The organism is Caballeronia sp. HLA56 (assembly GCF_054655155.1).
The window spans coordinates 279907-293758 of sequence record NZ_BAAHOB010000002.1; the positions used below are offsets into that span (position 1 = coordinate 279907).

Here is a 13852-nt window from a genome sequence, read left to right on the forward strand (position 1 = left end):
GCCGAAAGAGATCGGGTTCTTAACGTCTTGCACAGGCGTGCCAGACCACGCCGGAAAAGTGAAGCTTACGAGCATCTTCAGACCGCGCCAGCGGCCTTCGAGCGCCTGGAACTCGGGGTTGTGCATCACTGCGTCGAGCTGCTTGCTGATCTGACGGTCGAGCTGACCAATAAAGAAATCTAGCAGCGACTTGTCCAGGCGATCCACCGGCTTGCTGCTTTGCGCCACGAGTTCGAGGAACGCGCCCATGCCGCGTGCGAGACGTTCGTCGGCAGACGCTTCCGACAATGTGTCGTTGTCACGAAACGCTTCCAGCGGCCGAGCCTGCGCAACCGGCGTAAGATTGATCTTGTCGCAAAGCGATGCATAGACGCTCTCGCCATGCGCATCACGAGGTGCGTCAAGCACGACGGTCTCTGCCGCGGCGCTCTGGCGTGCGGGATTCTTGCTCATTTTCTTGTCCTGTCTACGGTGCTTTTCGAGAGGTGCCGAGGGCGCGTTAAGCGTTGCCTTCGGGCTGCGTGGCAGCCGTGGCGATTTGCGATAGTTCGCCGCGCAGCTTGTCCGACATTTCCTTGTTCTTCAGAATCTTTTCGAACTCGCGGCGGAAGGTGCTGTTGTCCAACAAATTCGACTTCAGATCGCGCAGCAGATTGCGCACGGCCAGAAGTGCCTGAAGTTCCGGAATCTGACGCGCCACCTGTTCCGGCTCGAAGTCCTTCATCGAACGGAACGACAGGTTCACCGGCAACTCAGAGCCGTCGTTCGCGAGCGTATTGTCCGCACCGAACTTGAGGTCTGGCGCGTAATCAGCAAGCACCGCGTCGAAGTTGTTCTTGTCGATGTTGACTTTCTTTCGTTCGGCGAGCGGCGCTTGCTCTCGCCCCGCGCTGAAATCGCCTGCAACGAGTAGCTTCAGCGGCAACTCAATTTTCTTTTGCGCGCCGCCGGAATGCAGGTCGAGGGTGATCGAAACCCGGCTCTTCGGGATTTCGCGCTGGAAGCTGTCCATAAATAGTCCTTATTGATTAGCCATAAGCGCCACTCGATCTGCGAACACGCAGGAACCTCTCGAAGAAGATTCGTTGCGACAACGAACCGCACTACTTGAAGGCGCGACTCTCGAGCACGCTCATGGATCTGTTCACTTGATTGTGATTCTCATTGGGGCACTATTAGAACAGGTTCCACATCAACTGCCAATGATCGTACGGCGTGACTAATAGTTAGGCAACGAAGCTTTATGCAAGGCCTTAATCTTTGTCCCTTCAAAGACTTAGTACTACTCGTGTAAATCGACGGAAGTGAGATTCGTCGGTCCCTCAACTCAAATGCAACACCATTTGACAATTTCCACGTCGCGCACTGGACGCGCTTCATATCTCGAAATAAATGTTTCGCGTCTCCGGCGAAACGGTACACAGAATGTCCTCGTTAGCAGATATGATTCGTCGCTTCGTTTTAGTTATCAGCTATACGAACTAAGTGGTGAGAGATAGAATTCTCAACTGATGGCAACAATAGCTAGAGAAGAAAGACATGCGGATCGAAAAACCGCTTTGGCATGAAGGCCTGATCCTCACGCAACAGCATTTTCAGCAACAGGACCGTTGGAACGAGTTCGCCTTGAGGCAAGTCGCGACGGCCGCGCTGGCTCAACCATGGGGCACCCTGGCCGTCGAGGTAGATGAAGACGCGCTCGCGTCCGGGCGATTCAAACTGACTCGACTCAAGTTGCGTTTTCCGGATGGCACTCCCATCGACACGACGCTTGCTCAGGCGCTGCCTCCGCCGCGCGATCTGCTCGAAGGCGTCGGTGCTAATCGGCAAAGCGTTACTGTGCTGGCCGCGCTCGCGCTTCCCGATGCAAACGGCAGCAACTGCCGCATGGATGAGACAGCGTTGACTCGTCCGCGCCGCTCCTATCGTGAGTTCGTGAAAGTCGTCGATCTCAATGGCTCGGATGAAGCGGAGATCGCGGCCGAACGCCATGCCCTTAGGCTGCTGTTCGACTTCGAACCACACGCCGACGACACGGTATGCGCCATCGCACGCCTGTCGCGTTCAACCAGCGGACAGTTTCAGCTAGTCTCGCAATACGTGCCACCGTGTCTGACGTTGGGCGCTCATGCTCTGCACATGGAGCGCATCAATCGCCTGACCGACATTCTGCTGGCAAAAAGTCTCGCGCTCGGTGCGCGTCGTAGTGAGCGGGTCGATCAGGTGACGGAATACGGCGTGGCCGACGTACAGCTGTTCTGGCTGCTGCATTGCATACATGCAGCATGGCCGAAGCTGCGCTTTCTTGCATCGAATCCAAACCAGCCTCCTGAGCGGCTGTACGCGATCATCGCCGAACTAGCGAGCGCGCTGATGACGTTTTCGACCGGATCTCAGCTTACCGACATCCCTCTCTACGATCACGCACGCGCCGATGAAGTCTTCACGGAGCTGGAAGCGTTGATTCGCCAATTGCTCGATGCAATCATCCCGTCGCGCGTGGTGTCGATCGGGCTGTCTCGTGACAATGCGACGACATGGTCAGGCAAGATTATGGACGAACGTATCGCATCGGATGCAGCGGACTGGTATCTGTCCGTGAACTCATCACTCCCGGCGTTCGAACTCGTCGAACGCATCCCGCGCTTGTGCAAGATCGGCGCGCCCGACGATGTCGAACACATCGTCAATTCCGCGCTTGCGGGCATCGCACTCAAGCCTGTGCAACGGGTGCCGTCGGCTATTCCGGTCCGCCTCGACAATCACTATTTCGCGCTGGACGCCGCGAGCCCCGCGCACGCCCGATTGCTGGCTGCCCGCGCGTGCCAGATCTACTTGCCCTCATCCGTGCCAGATGCGGCGCTTGAACTCTACGCGGTGCTACGCGCATGACGACGCTTACTTTTTCGCCGGCGCGCGGCGACACGTTGCTTCGGTCGACGAAGCCGACCATCGAGCCGGCTGCGGGTCTGACAGGCTTGCTACGCGCGTCAGCTCTTCTCGTTACCACACTATCGGCCGGTGGCAAAGCCAGTGACTTCGAACTGCTCCGCCACCGTTGCAAGGAACTTGTCGAAGCGTTTGAGACGGCGCTTACGCAGCATGGGTATTCGCACGACGTAGGCGACGACGCAATCGTCGCGCTTTGCGCACTGCTTGACGAAACCGCCTTGCGTCATCTCGATCCCGTGAATAAGAACAAGTGGATCGCGGAGCCTATTCAAGTCGAGCGTCTACAGCACCATAACGCTGGCGAATACGTATTCGAGCGAATGGCAATTCGCATGCGCGAAGCGGCGCCGAGTATCGACTTGCTTGAATGCTATGCAGCAATCCTTGGTCTCGGCTTTCGGGGTCGTTATGCGTTAGAGGACGAGACAAAACGCAACGCGCTCATTACTAGCCTCAATGCGCAAGTTGAGCAGTTGCGCCCGTCGCAACAGCCTGTGTTTCTTATCGAACATGGCGGACGCCGCCTCGGTAGCTGGTTTCAGCGCCTGTCGCCTTGGGGTATCGCCGGATTGTGCGCCGTAGTCGCGTTGGCTGTCTGGTTTGCGTGGCACGTGGCGCTCGATGCGCAACTGGTTAGCACGATTCCGTCGGGCATCAAGCGGTGAATTCAATGCAACGGCTGGGGTATCCCTTTCGCACAGTAGTCGGTATCGCCGCAGCGCTGATGCTCGCCGTGCTTTGGCTCGTCATGCCGGTGACGACGACGCTCGCCTGGTCATTGACTGCCGTCGTCGTGCTGGCGGCACTACTCGCCATCGGTTTGCGCACGCATCAACAGACACGTGCGCGTCAGGCCAGTGAACACGTTTTGACGGCGCTCGGCTCCGCCACGGCGGAGGTACCAGTCAGGCTTCGCACGCGCATGCCGCTCGTCCTGGTGACGGGTGACGCCCTGCCATCGATCTTCAATCATGAGAGCAGCAGGGAACGTCTTGTTCATGTCGGAGAGGGAGCCATCTGGGTACGTGCGGATCGTATCCAGGATCTGCCGCGCCTCGCGCTCGCCATGCGGCAATGGCGCGACGGTCACGCACCTGACGGCGTCGTGCTGAGCGTGGCGCCTGCGCTGCATGCCGACGCTGACGCGCTGTCACAGTCGCTGCGGATCGTCCGTCAGGCAGTCGCCGATGCCTCTCGCATGATCGGTGCACCGTTGCCCGGCTACGTCGCCGTGTATCAACGGCTGGTCAGAAAGGCGCCGACCGATGCGCTCGCCGCCGCGCAGTGGCACGGGATCTCAAGCGGATCGCCGCTCACCGACATGAAGCGCTTCGATGCGGTAATCGAGAGTTCCGAAACGGATGCACGCCGGCACGCAACAGACCCATATGCTGCCGCAAGCGTTGCCGGACTGGCTTCGATTATCGGATGGACCCAGCGCGTGATATTCGACACACTAGCCGATTCCCGTCAGCCGGCAGCCCCGTGGGCGCTTCACGGCGCCGGGTGGATCGACTGCGGTCCCGCAAGCAATGCCGATAAACCGTGGGAGCGCGACGTCCAGATGCAGACGCGCGTTATACCGGCGGTCGTCGCGGGCTCGCCTGCGCCGTGGCCTCTGCCACAGCCGTTGATCGCGGCTATGTCGCAGCGCGTGAGAGCGTCGCCGCGGCACGTAGCACTCGCGCATGTCGGCGCAATGTGCGCGCTCGCGCTGGCCGCCGCATTTTGGGGCGCAGGCCGGAACAACGCCGCGTTGCTGACACGTATCGGCGGACATATGGAGCGCTATGCGGGCATCGCGCCCGAGCACGATGCCGGTCGCCGCGACGCGCTGCACGCGCTTATCGCCGATCGCGACGAACTCGATCGTTACGGGCGTTCGGGTGTCCCATTGCGGCTGTCGCTCGGCGAATATCACGGTGCGCCGCTCATGCCTTCGCTCAATACCGCGATCGCCGCATATCAGCCACCTGAACCGCCGCCTGCGGTCGTGACACTCGACAGTATGTCGTTGTTCGATAGCGGCAAGGCAATGCTTAAGCCTGGTTCGAATCGGGCATTGTTCGACGCCGTGGAGATGATCAAGGCGCATCCGGACAAGCGTATTCTGGTCGCGGGACACACGGATAACGCAGGCAATCCGCGTAGCAACCTGACACTTTCCATGGCGCGTGCAGCGGCGTTACGTGACTGGTTAATCGACGCGTCGGGTATCTCCGCCACGCAGTTCGCTACGCAAGGATACGGCGACACGCGCCCGATTGCCGATAACAACACGCCAGAAGGGCGTGCGAAGAATCGACGCGTGGAAATTACGCTTGTGCCTGATACGAACAAGTAGATTTTAGAATCCCCGGGGCTACGGCCTTGGGATCTTGAGGCCCGGGAGAACGCTCTCCCGAGCACGTTTTGTTGTACTAAGAAGGAGCAGTAAATGGCAATTCCCGCATACATGTGGCTCAAGGATGACGGTGGCGCCGACATCAAGGGTTCCGTTACCGTGCAAGATCGTGAAGGCAGCGTCGAAGTCGTCGCTTTCGATCACGGCATCCACATCCCGACCGACGGCAACACCGGCAAGCTGACCGGCACGCGCGTGCACGCGCCGATCACCTTCACGAAGGAAACGGACGCGTCGACGCCTTATCTGTACAAGGCTGTGACGAGCGGTCAGACGCTGAAGTCGGTCGAGATGAAGTGGTACAAGATCGACGACGCGGGCAAGGAGAAGGAATACTTCAACACCAAGCTCGAGAACGTCAAGGTCGTCGCTGTGCGACCGAAGATGCACGACATCAAGGTTCCCGACTACGAAAAGCACAACCACCTCGAACAGGTGGAACTGCGCTACGAGAAAATCACGTGGGCGTACAAGGACGGCAACATCATTCACGCTGACACGTGGAACGAGCGCTCGTAATTCAGGCGCTTGAGTTGCAAACGGATCTGATCCGCTGATCGGGTCCGTCGCCGGTCCATATCGAATGGGCCGGCGATTTTTCATATTTCGCCTCCTTCGGTTTTCTTCGCTTTCCCGTTATGACATCCCGAGATTCCACGCAACTGCTTCGCCGGCTCAACCCGCACTGCTCACGTACGCTTGAAGCGGCCGCGAGCCTTTGCCAAACGCGTCTATCCGACGAAATCACGGTCGAGCACTGGCTTTTGAAGCTGATCGAGGCCGATGACGGGGACATTCCGGCGATCCTCAAACACTACGATATCGATATCGATGCGGTGTGGAACGCACTGCTCGCAGCCATCGATCGGCTGCCACGCAATCTGCGGGGCATGCCTTCGATTTCAATTCAGCTCGCGAGCGTGCTGCAAGACGCGTGGACCTTGGCGTCACGCGAGGATATCGACGGCAAGATTCGCTCGGCGCACTTGCTGCGGGCGATCATCGACGCGCCGCACGTGCTGCGTACGAAAGACGCTTGGCCGCTGCTGTCGCTGTCCAGCATGCAGATCGAGCGGTTGCTGCCGCGTCTTGGCCGTTTGTCGTGCGAAAACCGCGTCGAGGAACCGGAAGCGGAAGACGAGGCGCGCGAACAGGCAGCGTCGGCATCCGAAGAAAATCTGCCATCTGCTACACCCGCGCCGCCACGCTCGACCGAAGGCGAAGCCCTTGCGCGCTTTGCTATCGATCTGACAGAAAAGGCCCGCCGTGGCGACATCGACCCCGTGTTCGGACGGGATCGCGAGATTCAACAAATGATCGACGTGCTCGTGCGCCGTCGCAAGAACAACCCGATCCTCGTCGGCGATCCGGGCGTAGGCAAGACCGCGATTGTCGAAGGGCTGGCCCTTCGTGTCATCGACGGCAGCTTGCCCGCAATCCTGCGCGACGTACGCATTCTCACGCTCGACCTCGGCCTGCTGCAGGCGGGCGCTGGCGTGAAGGGCGAATTCGAGCAGCGTCTGAAGAACGTGATCGACGAAGTGCGCGCATCGAGCACGCCGGTTCTACTGTTCATCGACGAAGCGCATACATTGATCGGCGCGGGCAATTCAGCAGGCGGATCGGACGCCGCGAACCTGCTCAAGCCGGCGCTCGCGCGTGGCGAACTGCGCACGATTGCAGCAACGACCTGGGCCGAATACAAGGAGTATTTCGAACGCGATGCAGCGCTCGAAAGGCGCTTCCAGCTCGTCAAGGTCGAAGAACCCGGCGACGATGCCGCATGTCTCATGTTGCGCGGCCTTGCCACGCGTTACGCACGGCATCACCACGTGCATATTCGCGACGAGGCACTCGTCGCCGCCGTCAAGCTGTCGCGCCGTTACATTCCGTCGCGGCAGTTGCCGGACAAGGCCGTCGATCTCATCGACACCGCAGCGGCACGGGTTCGCATGGGACTCGATTCGCCTCCGGTCGAACTGCAACGCGCGCGAGCGGCAGTGGCTGCGCTGGAACTCGAGTGCGCGACGCTCGATGCCGACGAGCGCGCCGGCGTTGCCGACGTGGCGGCCCGTCGCGCGGCACTCGATGTATCGATCATGCACGCGAAGCAAGAAGCGAGTGACCTGCAAGCGCGTTATGAACGAGAACTGACGCTCGTGCGGAGTCTGCTGGAACAGCGGGGTGACGGCAGCACTAAGCCGCATGCCGATGCCTTGTCGCAAGCCCGCCACGCGCTCGCCGACGCGCAAGGCAAGACTCCGCTCATCTTCGCCGATGTCGACGCCCAAGCCATTGCCCGCGTCGTCGCGGAGTGGACAGGTGTGCCGGTGGGCAGTCTGGTCGAAGACGAGCTTCTGAGCCTGCTCGCGCTGGAGGAGCGCATGGCCGCACGCGTGGTTGCGCAAAACGACGCGCTCGGCACACTTGCGCAAAGCCTGCGCACGGCGAAGGCGGGACTCAAGAGCGAGCACGCGCCGCTCGGCGTGTTCCTGCTGACAGGACCTTCGGGTGTCGGCAAGACCGAAACCGCGCTCGCGCTTGCCGATGTCCTCTTTGGCGGCGAGGCCGCCCTTACGACGATCAATATGTCGGAGTATCAGGAGGCGCACACGGTCTCGCAGCTGAAGGGTTCGCCACCAGGTTACGTCGGTTACGGACGCGGCGGTATTCTTACCGAAGCGGTGCGGCAACGCCCTTATAGCGTCGTATTGCTCGATGAAGTCGAGAAGGCGCATCGCGACGTGCTCGATATCTTCTATCAGGTGTTCGACCGCGGCACCATGCGCGATGGCGAAGGTCGCGAAATCGACTTCCGCAACTGCGTGATTTTGATGACGTCGAATCTTGGAAGCGCGCAGATCGACGAAGTGACGACGGACAATCCGGACATTGCCCAGGCGGCGCTCCTCGATGCGATCCACGAGCCGCTCGTCAAGCATTTTCAACCGGCTTTGCTCGCGCGCTTCCAGACGCTCGTCTACCGGCCATTGGCCGCCGACGCTCTGGCGCAGATCGTTCGGCTGAAACTCGGCAAGATTTCGGACCGCTTGCAAAAGCAGCATGACGTCAATCTCGTTTGCGACGACACGCTCATCGCCTCACTCGCAGAACTGTGCCTCGCCCGCGAATCCGGCGCGCGCAATGTCGACACGTTCCTCGATCAGCGCATCCTGCCGACCGTTTCGCGCGAACTTCTGACACGCATGGCCACCGGCACCACGCCGGCCGAGGTTCGCCTTGCAAGTTCCGAAGGAGGCAATCTGACGATCGAATTCGTCGATCGCGGCGAAGTTGCCGCTGCACACGGCTGAGCGCTGCGTCATGGCGGCCGGCCCATCGCTCTACGACATGCTCCTCGGTCAGATTGACGGGGAGTCGATCGACCATTTCGACGACCGCACGCTCGAAGCCTTGAGCGTGCAGCAAAACGTGCGGCGTATTCTCAATACGCGTGCGGGCGCACTGAAGCATCTACCAGACTACGGTCTGCCGGATCTGACCAATGTTTATAAGGAGTTGCCCGGCTCGTCACACGCGCTCAAGCAGCAAATGGAAGCAACGCTTTTGAAGTATGAGCCGCGGATTCGTTCTATCGATATCGGCATCTTGCAAAACGACGATCCCGGCTTGCAGGTAAGCTTCGAAATGACTTGTCATTTGAAAAAGACAGGGCTCGTGCGCTTTGGCACGTACTTCGTTCCGCCGGGCGTATTCCGCCTGGAACGTCGCGTTCGCGAAGGTCGCTAAACACCACGGAACAAGCCCGCTCACGCGGGCTCTCCGTTACCTCACCAAATAACTCCCCTACTGCGCCAACGTCCCCATATCCACCACGAACCGATACTTCACATCGCTCTTCAACATACGCTCGTAGGCGTCGTTGATCTGATCCATGCGAATCATCTCGATGTCGGACGTGATCCCGTGCTTGCCGCAGAAATCCAGCATCTCCTGCGTCTCCGCAATACCGCCGATCAGCGAACCCGCAATCGACCGGCGCTTGAAGATCAGGTTGAACACAGCCGGCGAAGGATGCGGATGCTCCGGCACGCCAACCAGCGTCATCGTGCCATCACGCTTGAGCAAGACCATGAACTGGTCGAGATCGTGCGATGCCGCCACCGTGTTCAAAATGAAATCGAAGCTGTTGGCGTGCGCCGCCATCTGCTCCGGGTCTTTCGAGATCACCACCTCGTTCGCGCCGAGACGCTTCGCATCCTCGATCTTGCCCGGTGATGTCGTGAACAAGACGACATGCGCGCCCATCGCCGCCGCCAGCTTCACGCCCATATGGCCCAAGCCGCCCAGTCCGACGACGCCCACCTTGTCGCCCGGCTGCACGTTCCAGTGACGTAACGGCGAGTACGTGGTGATGCCCGCGCACAGCAACGGTGCGACGGCCGCCGGGTCGAGGTTGTCAGGCACCTTCAACGTGAAGGCTTCGTCGACGACCATCGAGGTCGAATAGCCGCCGTACGTCACGCCGCCCGACTTCTTGTCGGGCGAGTTGTACGTCTGCACGAAGCTTTCCGGGCTCTCGCAGAACTGCTCCTCGCCTTCCTTGCAAGACGGGCACACGCGGCAAGAATCGACCATGCAGCCGACGCCCGCCAGATCGCCCACCTTGAACTTCGTCACCTCCGCGCCGACTTCCGCCACGCGCCCGACAATCTCATGGCCCGGCACGACCGGATAGTTCGTGCCGCCCCACTCGTTGCGCGCCATGTGCAGGTCCGAGTGGCAGACGCCGCAAAACAGCACGTCGATGCGGACATCGTTCGGGCCGACATCGCGACGCTCGATTTCAAGCGGGCCGAGCGGTTTGTCGGCGGCGGATGCTGCATAGGAATACGCCTTGCGCATGATTGTTTTCCCTCTTGAGTTTCAGGCTTATGACAGGAACCGCGTCCTTGCGACACCTCGGGGACACGGTCGAAACGGAAGTGCGCGCGAGAGCGCGCATCGTTTTTTTATGTGCGACAGCGAACGTTCGCCGCGCTCTCGCACACGCGTTGCGGTGATCTTGCCGATCGCGCCGATGTTTCGGCGGCAAATCGCAACTTCAGTACTGTATGCCTATAAGCATCTTTCTGCACGACCGATGGGGACCTCCCCCGTCCGTCTCCCCGCGCAAGCGGGACTATGCGTGCAAAAGTTGCAGATCTAAGGTTTGGGTAAGCGCGGAAGCCAAGGAACGTTCGGGGCGCTTCCGAAAGCAACGGAGTAGCTGACGTCGGGGCGTCGGCATCGAATCGATATCACACGAGAGCGAGACCATGAATTCGAAGGCGGTAACAGCGAGCATCGACACGCAGAGCGGCACGATAAGCGCCGAGTTTCACGTCGACACGGGGCGGTTGAGAATACTGGAGCGCGGGCTATTGCGCGTGGAACTATTTCCGCCGCATTCGTGGTTCACCATCGCATCGGTGGCGGGGAACAGCCGCTGGGGCACGCGGCCGCGCGAGCGCGACCTGCAACTCGTCGTCGAGAGTTACATCATGCAGCGCTTCGGGATGTCGGCGCTGCGCGCGGATGTCTCGATGGCGCAATGACGCAGACGCGGTCCGCGTCACCGCTTGCGCGCCGAGCGTCGGGTGCGCTGATAAAAACTATTCGGCTTGGTGCGCACCCAGTCGACGAAGCTGCGCACTGCTTCGTCCTGCATGAGCGCGTCGATGGTGGCGAATCGTTGCGCGAGTTCCTTCTCGGTAAAGAGCGCATGCAGTTGCCGATGACAGATGCGATGCAGCACCGCCGTCTGCCGTCCGCCCTGCGACTTCGGCACGAGATGATGCAGGTCGCGCTCGGACGCGGGCACGGGCCGCCCGCATAGCGCGCACGTTTCTTCCGGTAACGGCCGATACCACGGTTCGGGCGCGGGCTTTGCCATTCGGCTCCTTTTCTGGCGCTGCGTCGTTGCGTTGGAACTGATCGTTTCGAGTGTACGCCGAGGCTGTTTTGTTTTCTGGCCGGACGTGGCACCATGGAACTGCTAGCTCACCGCTCACGCAAGTCGACGTCGGAGAAGCCATGGAAGTGACCATCAACGATTTGGCCGGCCTGCTCGAAGAACTGGAACAAGAAGATCCGGTCGATTACGGCGACCTGCCGTTCGGCGAACCGGAACTGCGCCGTCTCGTGTTGACTTCGCTTCTGGAACGGCATCGCGGTCTGCAAGACAGCGGCCTCAATCCCGGCGATGTCAGCCTCACCTACATGCTCACCACCGCGCTGCTCGTGCTCGAAAACCTCGTGCTGCACGCGCGCATCATGCTGCTGCAAGGTCAGCGCATCGACGTGAATGCGCTGTTGCGGAAGTATTCAGGCAGTTAAGTTCCGCGACAGACTTTCGATAAGATCGGCTCAGCCGCGCGGTCCCGAAGGCGGACGGTAGCCGGGAATACGCATCAGCGCTTCGTGGCACGAGACGGCGAGCGCCGCGAGACGGTCCACGCTTGCACGCATGTCCACCTGCGTCTGCGCGATCGTTTGACGCAATGCGTCGAGCCGCGGCGTGATGGTGTCGTCTATCGTCTCACCCTGGCTTCCCAGCAGAAGGATGGCTTCCGCGTCCTCGCGCATCTCGCGCAATTCCATGATCGTCACCTTGCTCTGCGCCTGCACGCGTGCATGTGCTTCGGCAATTGCGCCAAGCCCCATGCGGCGCATGCGTTCGACGAGCTCGCGCATCGAGCGCATGGCGAGTTCACCGGCACCGTAAGCCATGAATTCGACATCGTCGATAGACAGGGAAAGACGGCCTTCGGGAGATTCGAATTCGAGCTTCGTGGACATGTCGGGCATCGCTGTGTTTATGAGATGCCCGAATTCTAGGGATGCAGCCTGCGCCTGAGGTTCGGATTAGTTCTAAAGCGCTGGTCGCCGCGTCGATTGATCTATTTCGAGAACGCGTTACTTGGCGGATGGCGCCACGGAAGTAGCGTTTTCGAGCACGCCGAGATCCCAGTCGCCGAACTCGTACCAGTTGTCTCCGAGCAATTCGGCCGGATGCTGCGTGCGGTTCGAGCCATTGCCGCAGCGCATCGCTTTCTCGGAGCAGTAGTGGTCGCAGCCCCAGCAGTTACGCTCCGGGTGGCTGGGGTGAAGGGGAAATCGCTTCGCCATGGTCGACATGCTCCTGTTGCAATGGTCACGCAGGTTAGGTCGAAAGCCCCGCGCGCATCAATAGGAGCAGGGCCGAGCTTCGTTGCGCGGCGCGAAGAACATCGTTTCGGCGGAATTTATCGGAGGCTCAGTAACGGCTTCGTCGCTCCGGTCAGAAGAAGCTCGATCAAGTCGCGCACGCTGCGAATGGCCGGACCGAATGGCAAGGTTTCACGTCCACGGAAGAAGAGGCCGTTGTTGACATCGCCACGCAAAGCCGCCGCGAGCCGGGTATCGATACAGAAGTGCCCGAACTTCTCGATGCCATCACGCAAACCGCATGCGCTCAAACATTCGAGCGCCGACGGACATGTCTGCTCGCGCGCGCCGATCTTCATGCGGATGCGTTCCTCGTTGCGCAAATAGCGCATGAGCCACGGCGTCTTGACCGCACGCGCGGGCAACCCCGTCACGCTGATGAACTCCACGATGTCTTCCGGCGTCGCTTCGGTGAGCACGCGCTTGAACTCGGGATGCGCGTCGCCTTCCTTGGTGACGGCAAAGGGCGTTCCGATCTGCACGCCATTCGCGCCCGCCGCCAGCCACTTGCTCACCGCTTCATGACTGTTTATGCCGCCCGCGACGATCACCGGCACTTCGCCTCGGTTCAGCCCGAGCGATTCGAACACGGTCTGCAGTTCGCCGAGTACACGTTCGAAGCCGAAGCGCTCGTTGTGCATGTCGGCGACGTCGTTGACGCCGAGATGTCCGCCCGCATGCGCGGGATGTTCGATCACGATCGCGTCGGGCAGGCGGCCTTTCTTCATCCACTTCTTCAGCACGAGCGCGACGCCGCGACTGTCCGAAAGTATGGGAATGAGCGCAATGTCGTGGCCTTGCGTGAGATCGGGCAGGTCGAGCGGCAAGCCCGCGCCCATGACGATTGCGCCCGCGCCTTGCTCGCACGCGACGCGCACGTAGTCGGCGTGCGCGCGCACGGCTTTCATGACGTTGACCGCGATCATGCCGCGCCCTTGCGACAGTTCACGCGCGGCCTGAATCTCGCGTTCCAGCGCGATGAGGTTGACGCGTTCGAGCGTATCGCGCGACGGATCGGCGCGGCACATGGCGAGAAGATCCTCATGATGATGCCGCAGGTCGATGCTCGCGATCGTGCCGAGCGCGCCCTCTCGCGCGACGCTGCCCGCCAGCCGATGCGCCGACACCCCAACGCCCATGCCGCCCTGCACGATAGGCAAGAGCGTGCGACCCCGAATGACGAGCGGCGCAAACAAGTGTGAGGAAGCGCGCGACGCGCCGTTTTCAGCTTGATGTCGATTCATGATTGGACTGCCCGAATGAAATGCGCTGCGTGATTCGATTCCA

General features: G+C 60.6%; 14 protein-coding genes and 1 pseudogene. 8 read left to right on the plus strand and 7 right to left on the minus strand.

Features of this window, described 5'->3' with window-relative positions; all coding sequences use genetic code 11:
- Positions 1-57: 57 nt before the first annotated feature.
- Together ACYQ47_RS07705 and tssB are read right to left on the minus strand one after the other, a co-directional pair.
- Positions 58-453 (minus strand): annotated as a pseudogene (locus ACYQ47_RS07705) (type VI secretion system contractile sheath domain-containing protein); the annotation flags it as partial.
- A 46-nt stretch (positions 454-499) separates the two neighbouring features.
- Positions 500-1012 carry a type VI secretion system contractile sheath small subunit gene (gene tssB, locus ACYQ47_RS07710; protein ID WP_459905001.1) on the minus strand — a complete coding sequence of 171 codons (513 nt, stop codon included), beginning with the start codon at positions 1010-1012 and terminating at the stop codon, positions 500-502.
- Between the two features lie 527 nt (positions 1013-1539).
- Between tssB and tssK the strand changes: the two genes are divergently transcribed.
- The 6 genes from tssK to tssE all read left to right on the plus strand — a co-directional run bounded on the left by tssK (position 1540) and on the right by tssE (position 9106).
- Positions 1540-2892: a type VI secretion system baseplate subunit TssK gene (tssK, locus tag ACYQ47_RS07715; RefSeq protein ID WP_459905002.1), complete on the plus strand. Its 1353-nt coding sequence runs from the start codon at positions 1540-1542 to the stop codon at positions 2890-2892.
- Positions 2889-3617, plus strand: coding sequence for a DotU family type IV/VI secretion system protein (locus ACYQ47_RS07720; RefSeq protein WP_309958290.1), 729 nt, complete (start codon positions 2889-2891; stop codon positions 3615-3617). Before tssK ends, ACYQ47_RS07720 begins: the two co-directional genes overlap by 4 nt.
- Positions 3618-3622: 5 nt before the next feature.
- Positions 3623-5296 carry an OmpA family protein gene (locus tag ACYQ47_RS07725; protein WP_459905479.1) on the plus strand — a complete coding sequence of 558 codons (1674 nt, stop codon included), beginning with the start codon at positions 3623-3625 and terminating at the stop codon, positions 5294-5296.
- Between the two features lie 93 nt (positions 5297-5389).
- On the plus strand, positions 5390-5875 hold the full coding sequence (locus ACYQ47_RS07730; RefSeq protein WP_244829927.1) for an Hcp family type VI secretion system effector: 486 nt from the start codon (positions 5390-5392) through the stop codon (positions 5873-5875).
- A 119-nt stretch (positions 5876-5994) separates the two neighbouring features.
- The gene (gene tssH / locus ACYQ47_RS07735; RefSeq protein WP_459905003.1) at positions 5995-8670 is read left to right on the plus strand and encodes a type VI secretion system ATPase TssH; all 2676 of its coding nucleotides are present in this window, start codon (positions 5995-5997) and stop codon (positions 8668-8670) included.
- A 10-nt stretch (positions 8671-8680) separates the two neighbouring features.
- Entirely contained in the window at positions 8681-9106 is a 426-nt protein-coding gene (gene tssE, locus ACYQ47_RS07740) for a type VI secretion system baseplate subunit TssE (RefSeq protein ID WP_244831024.1), read from the plus strand.
- A 57-nt stretch (positions 9107-9163) separates the two neighbouring features.
- On the opposite strand, the gene ACYQ47_RS07745 is transcribed toward tssE, so the two are convergent.
- On the minus strand, positions 9164-10222 hold the full coding sequence (locus tag ACYQ47_RS07745; RefSeq protein WP_244829925.1) for an NAD(P)-dependent alcohol dehydrogenase: 1059 nt from the start codon (positions 10220-10222) through the stop codon (positions 9164-9166).
- Between the two features lie 413 nt (positions 10223-10635).
- On the opposite strand from ACYQ47_RS07745, the gene ACYQ47_RS07750 reads away from it, so the two are divergent.
- Entirely contained in the window at positions 10636-10914 is a 279-nt protein-coding gene (locus ACYQ47_RS07750) for a hypothetical protein (protein ID WP_244829924.1), read from the plus strand.
- Between the two features lie 17 nt (positions 10915-10931).
- Here the strand turns inward: ACYQ47_RS07750 and ACYQ47_RS07755 are convergent, their stop codons facing one another.
- Positions 10932-11252, minus strand: a complete 321-nt coding sequence (locus tag ACYQ47_RS07755; RefSeq protein WP_244829923.1) for an HNH endonuclease — start codon at positions 11250-11252, stop codon at positions 10932-10934.
- Positions 11253-11392: 140 nt separating this feature from the next.
- Between ACYQ47_RS07755 and ACYQ47_RS07760 the strand changes: the two genes are divergently transcribed.
- Positions 11393-11695 carry a hypothetical protein gene (locus ACYQ47_RS07760; protein WP_459905004.1) on the plus strand — a complete coding sequence of 101 codons (303 nt, stop codon included), beginning with the start codon at positions 11393-11395 and terminating at the stop codon, positions 11693-11695.
- Between the two features lie 30 nt (positions 11696-11725).
- On the opposite strand, the gene ACYQ47_RS07765 is transcribed toward ACYQ47_RS07760, so the two are convergent.
- The 3 genes from ACYQ47_RS07765 to ACYQ47_RS07775 all read right to left on the minus strand — a co-directional run bounded on the left by ACYQ47_RS07765 (position 11726) and on the right by ACYQ47_RS07775 (position 13809).
- Positions 11726-12157 (minus strand): hypothetical protein, encoded by a 432-nt coding sequence (locus ACYQ47_RS07765; RefSeq protein ID WP_244829921.1) that lies wholly within the window; start codon positions 12155-12157, stop codon positions 11726-11728.
- A gap of 117 nt (positions 12158-12274) precedes the next feature.
- A complete protein-coding gene (locus tag ACYQ47_RS07770) occupies positions 12275-12487 on the minus strand; it encodes a DUF3079 domain-containing protein (RefSeq protein ID WP_309848223.1) in 213 nt (70 codons plus the stop codon).
- A gap of 116 nt (positions 12488-12603) precedes the next feature.
- The gene (locus tag ACYQ47_RS07775) at positions 12604-13809 is read right to left on the minus strand and encodes an NAD(P)H-dependent flavin oxidoreductase (RefSeq protein ID WP_459905005.1); all 1206 of its coding nucleotides are present in this window, start codon (positions 13807-13809) and stop codon (positions 12604-12606) included.
- Between the last annotated feature and the right edge of the window lie 43 nt (positions 13810-13852).

Bases quoted from the DNA above. Each gene is read 5' to 3' on its own strand.
- tssH (WP_459905003.1), top strand. From the start codon at position 5,995: ATGACATCCCGAGATTCCACGCAACTGCTTCGCCGGCTCAACCCGCAC.
- tssK (WP_459905002.1), top strand. From the start codon at position 1,540: ATGCGGATCGAAAAACCGCTTTGGCATGAAGGCCTGATCCTCACGCAA.
- ACYQ47_RS07765 (WP_244829921.1), bottom strand. From the start codon at position 12,157: ATGTCCACGAAGCTCGAATTCGAATCTCCCGAAGGCCGTCTTTCCCTG.
- ACYQ47_RS07770 (WP_309848223.1), bottom strand. From the start codon at position 12,487: ATGGCGAAGCGATTTCCCCTTCACCCCAGCCACCCGGAGCGTAACTGC.
- ACYQ47_RS07730 (WP_244829927.1), top strand. From the start codon at position 5,390: ATGGCAATTCCCGCATACATGTGGCTCAAGGATGACGGTGGCGCCGAC.
- ACYQ47_RS07750 (WP_244829924.1), top strand. From the start codon at position 10,636: ATGAATTCGAAGGCGGTAACAGCGAGCATCGACACGCAGAGCGGCACG.
- tssB (WP_459905001.1), bottom strand. From the start codon at position 1,012: ATGGACAGCTTCCAGCGCGAAATCCCGAAGAGCCGGGTTTCGATCACC.
- ACYQ47_RS07745 (WP_244829925.1), bottom strand. From the start codon at position 10,222: ATGCGCAAGGCGTATTCCTATGCAGCATCCGCCGCCGACAAACCGCTC.
- ACYQ47_RS07720 (WP_309958290.1), top strand. From the start codon at position 2,889: ATGACGACGCTTACTTTTTCGCCGGCGCGCGGCGACACGTTGCTTCGG.
- tssE (WP_244831024.1), top strand. From the start codon at position 8,681: ATGGCGGCCGGCCCATCGCTCTACGACATGCTCCTCGGTCAGATTGAC.
- ACYQ47_RS07775 (WP_459905005.1), bottom strand. From the start codon at position 13,809: ATGAATCGACATCAAGCTGAAAACGGCGCGTCGCGCGCTTCCTCACAC.
- ACYQ47_RS07725 (WP_459905479.1), top strand. From the start codon at position 3,623: ATGCAACGGCTGGGGTATCCCTTTCGCACAGTAGTCGGTATCGCCGCA.
- ACYQ47_RS07755 (WP_244829923.1), bottom strand. From the start codon at position 11,252: ATGGCAAAGCCCGCGCCCGAACCGTGGTATCGGCCGTTACCGGAAGAA.
- ACYQ47_RS07760 (WP_459905004.1), top strand. From the start codon at position 11,393: ATGGAAGTGACCATCAACGATTTGGCCGGCCTGCTCGAAGAACTGGAA.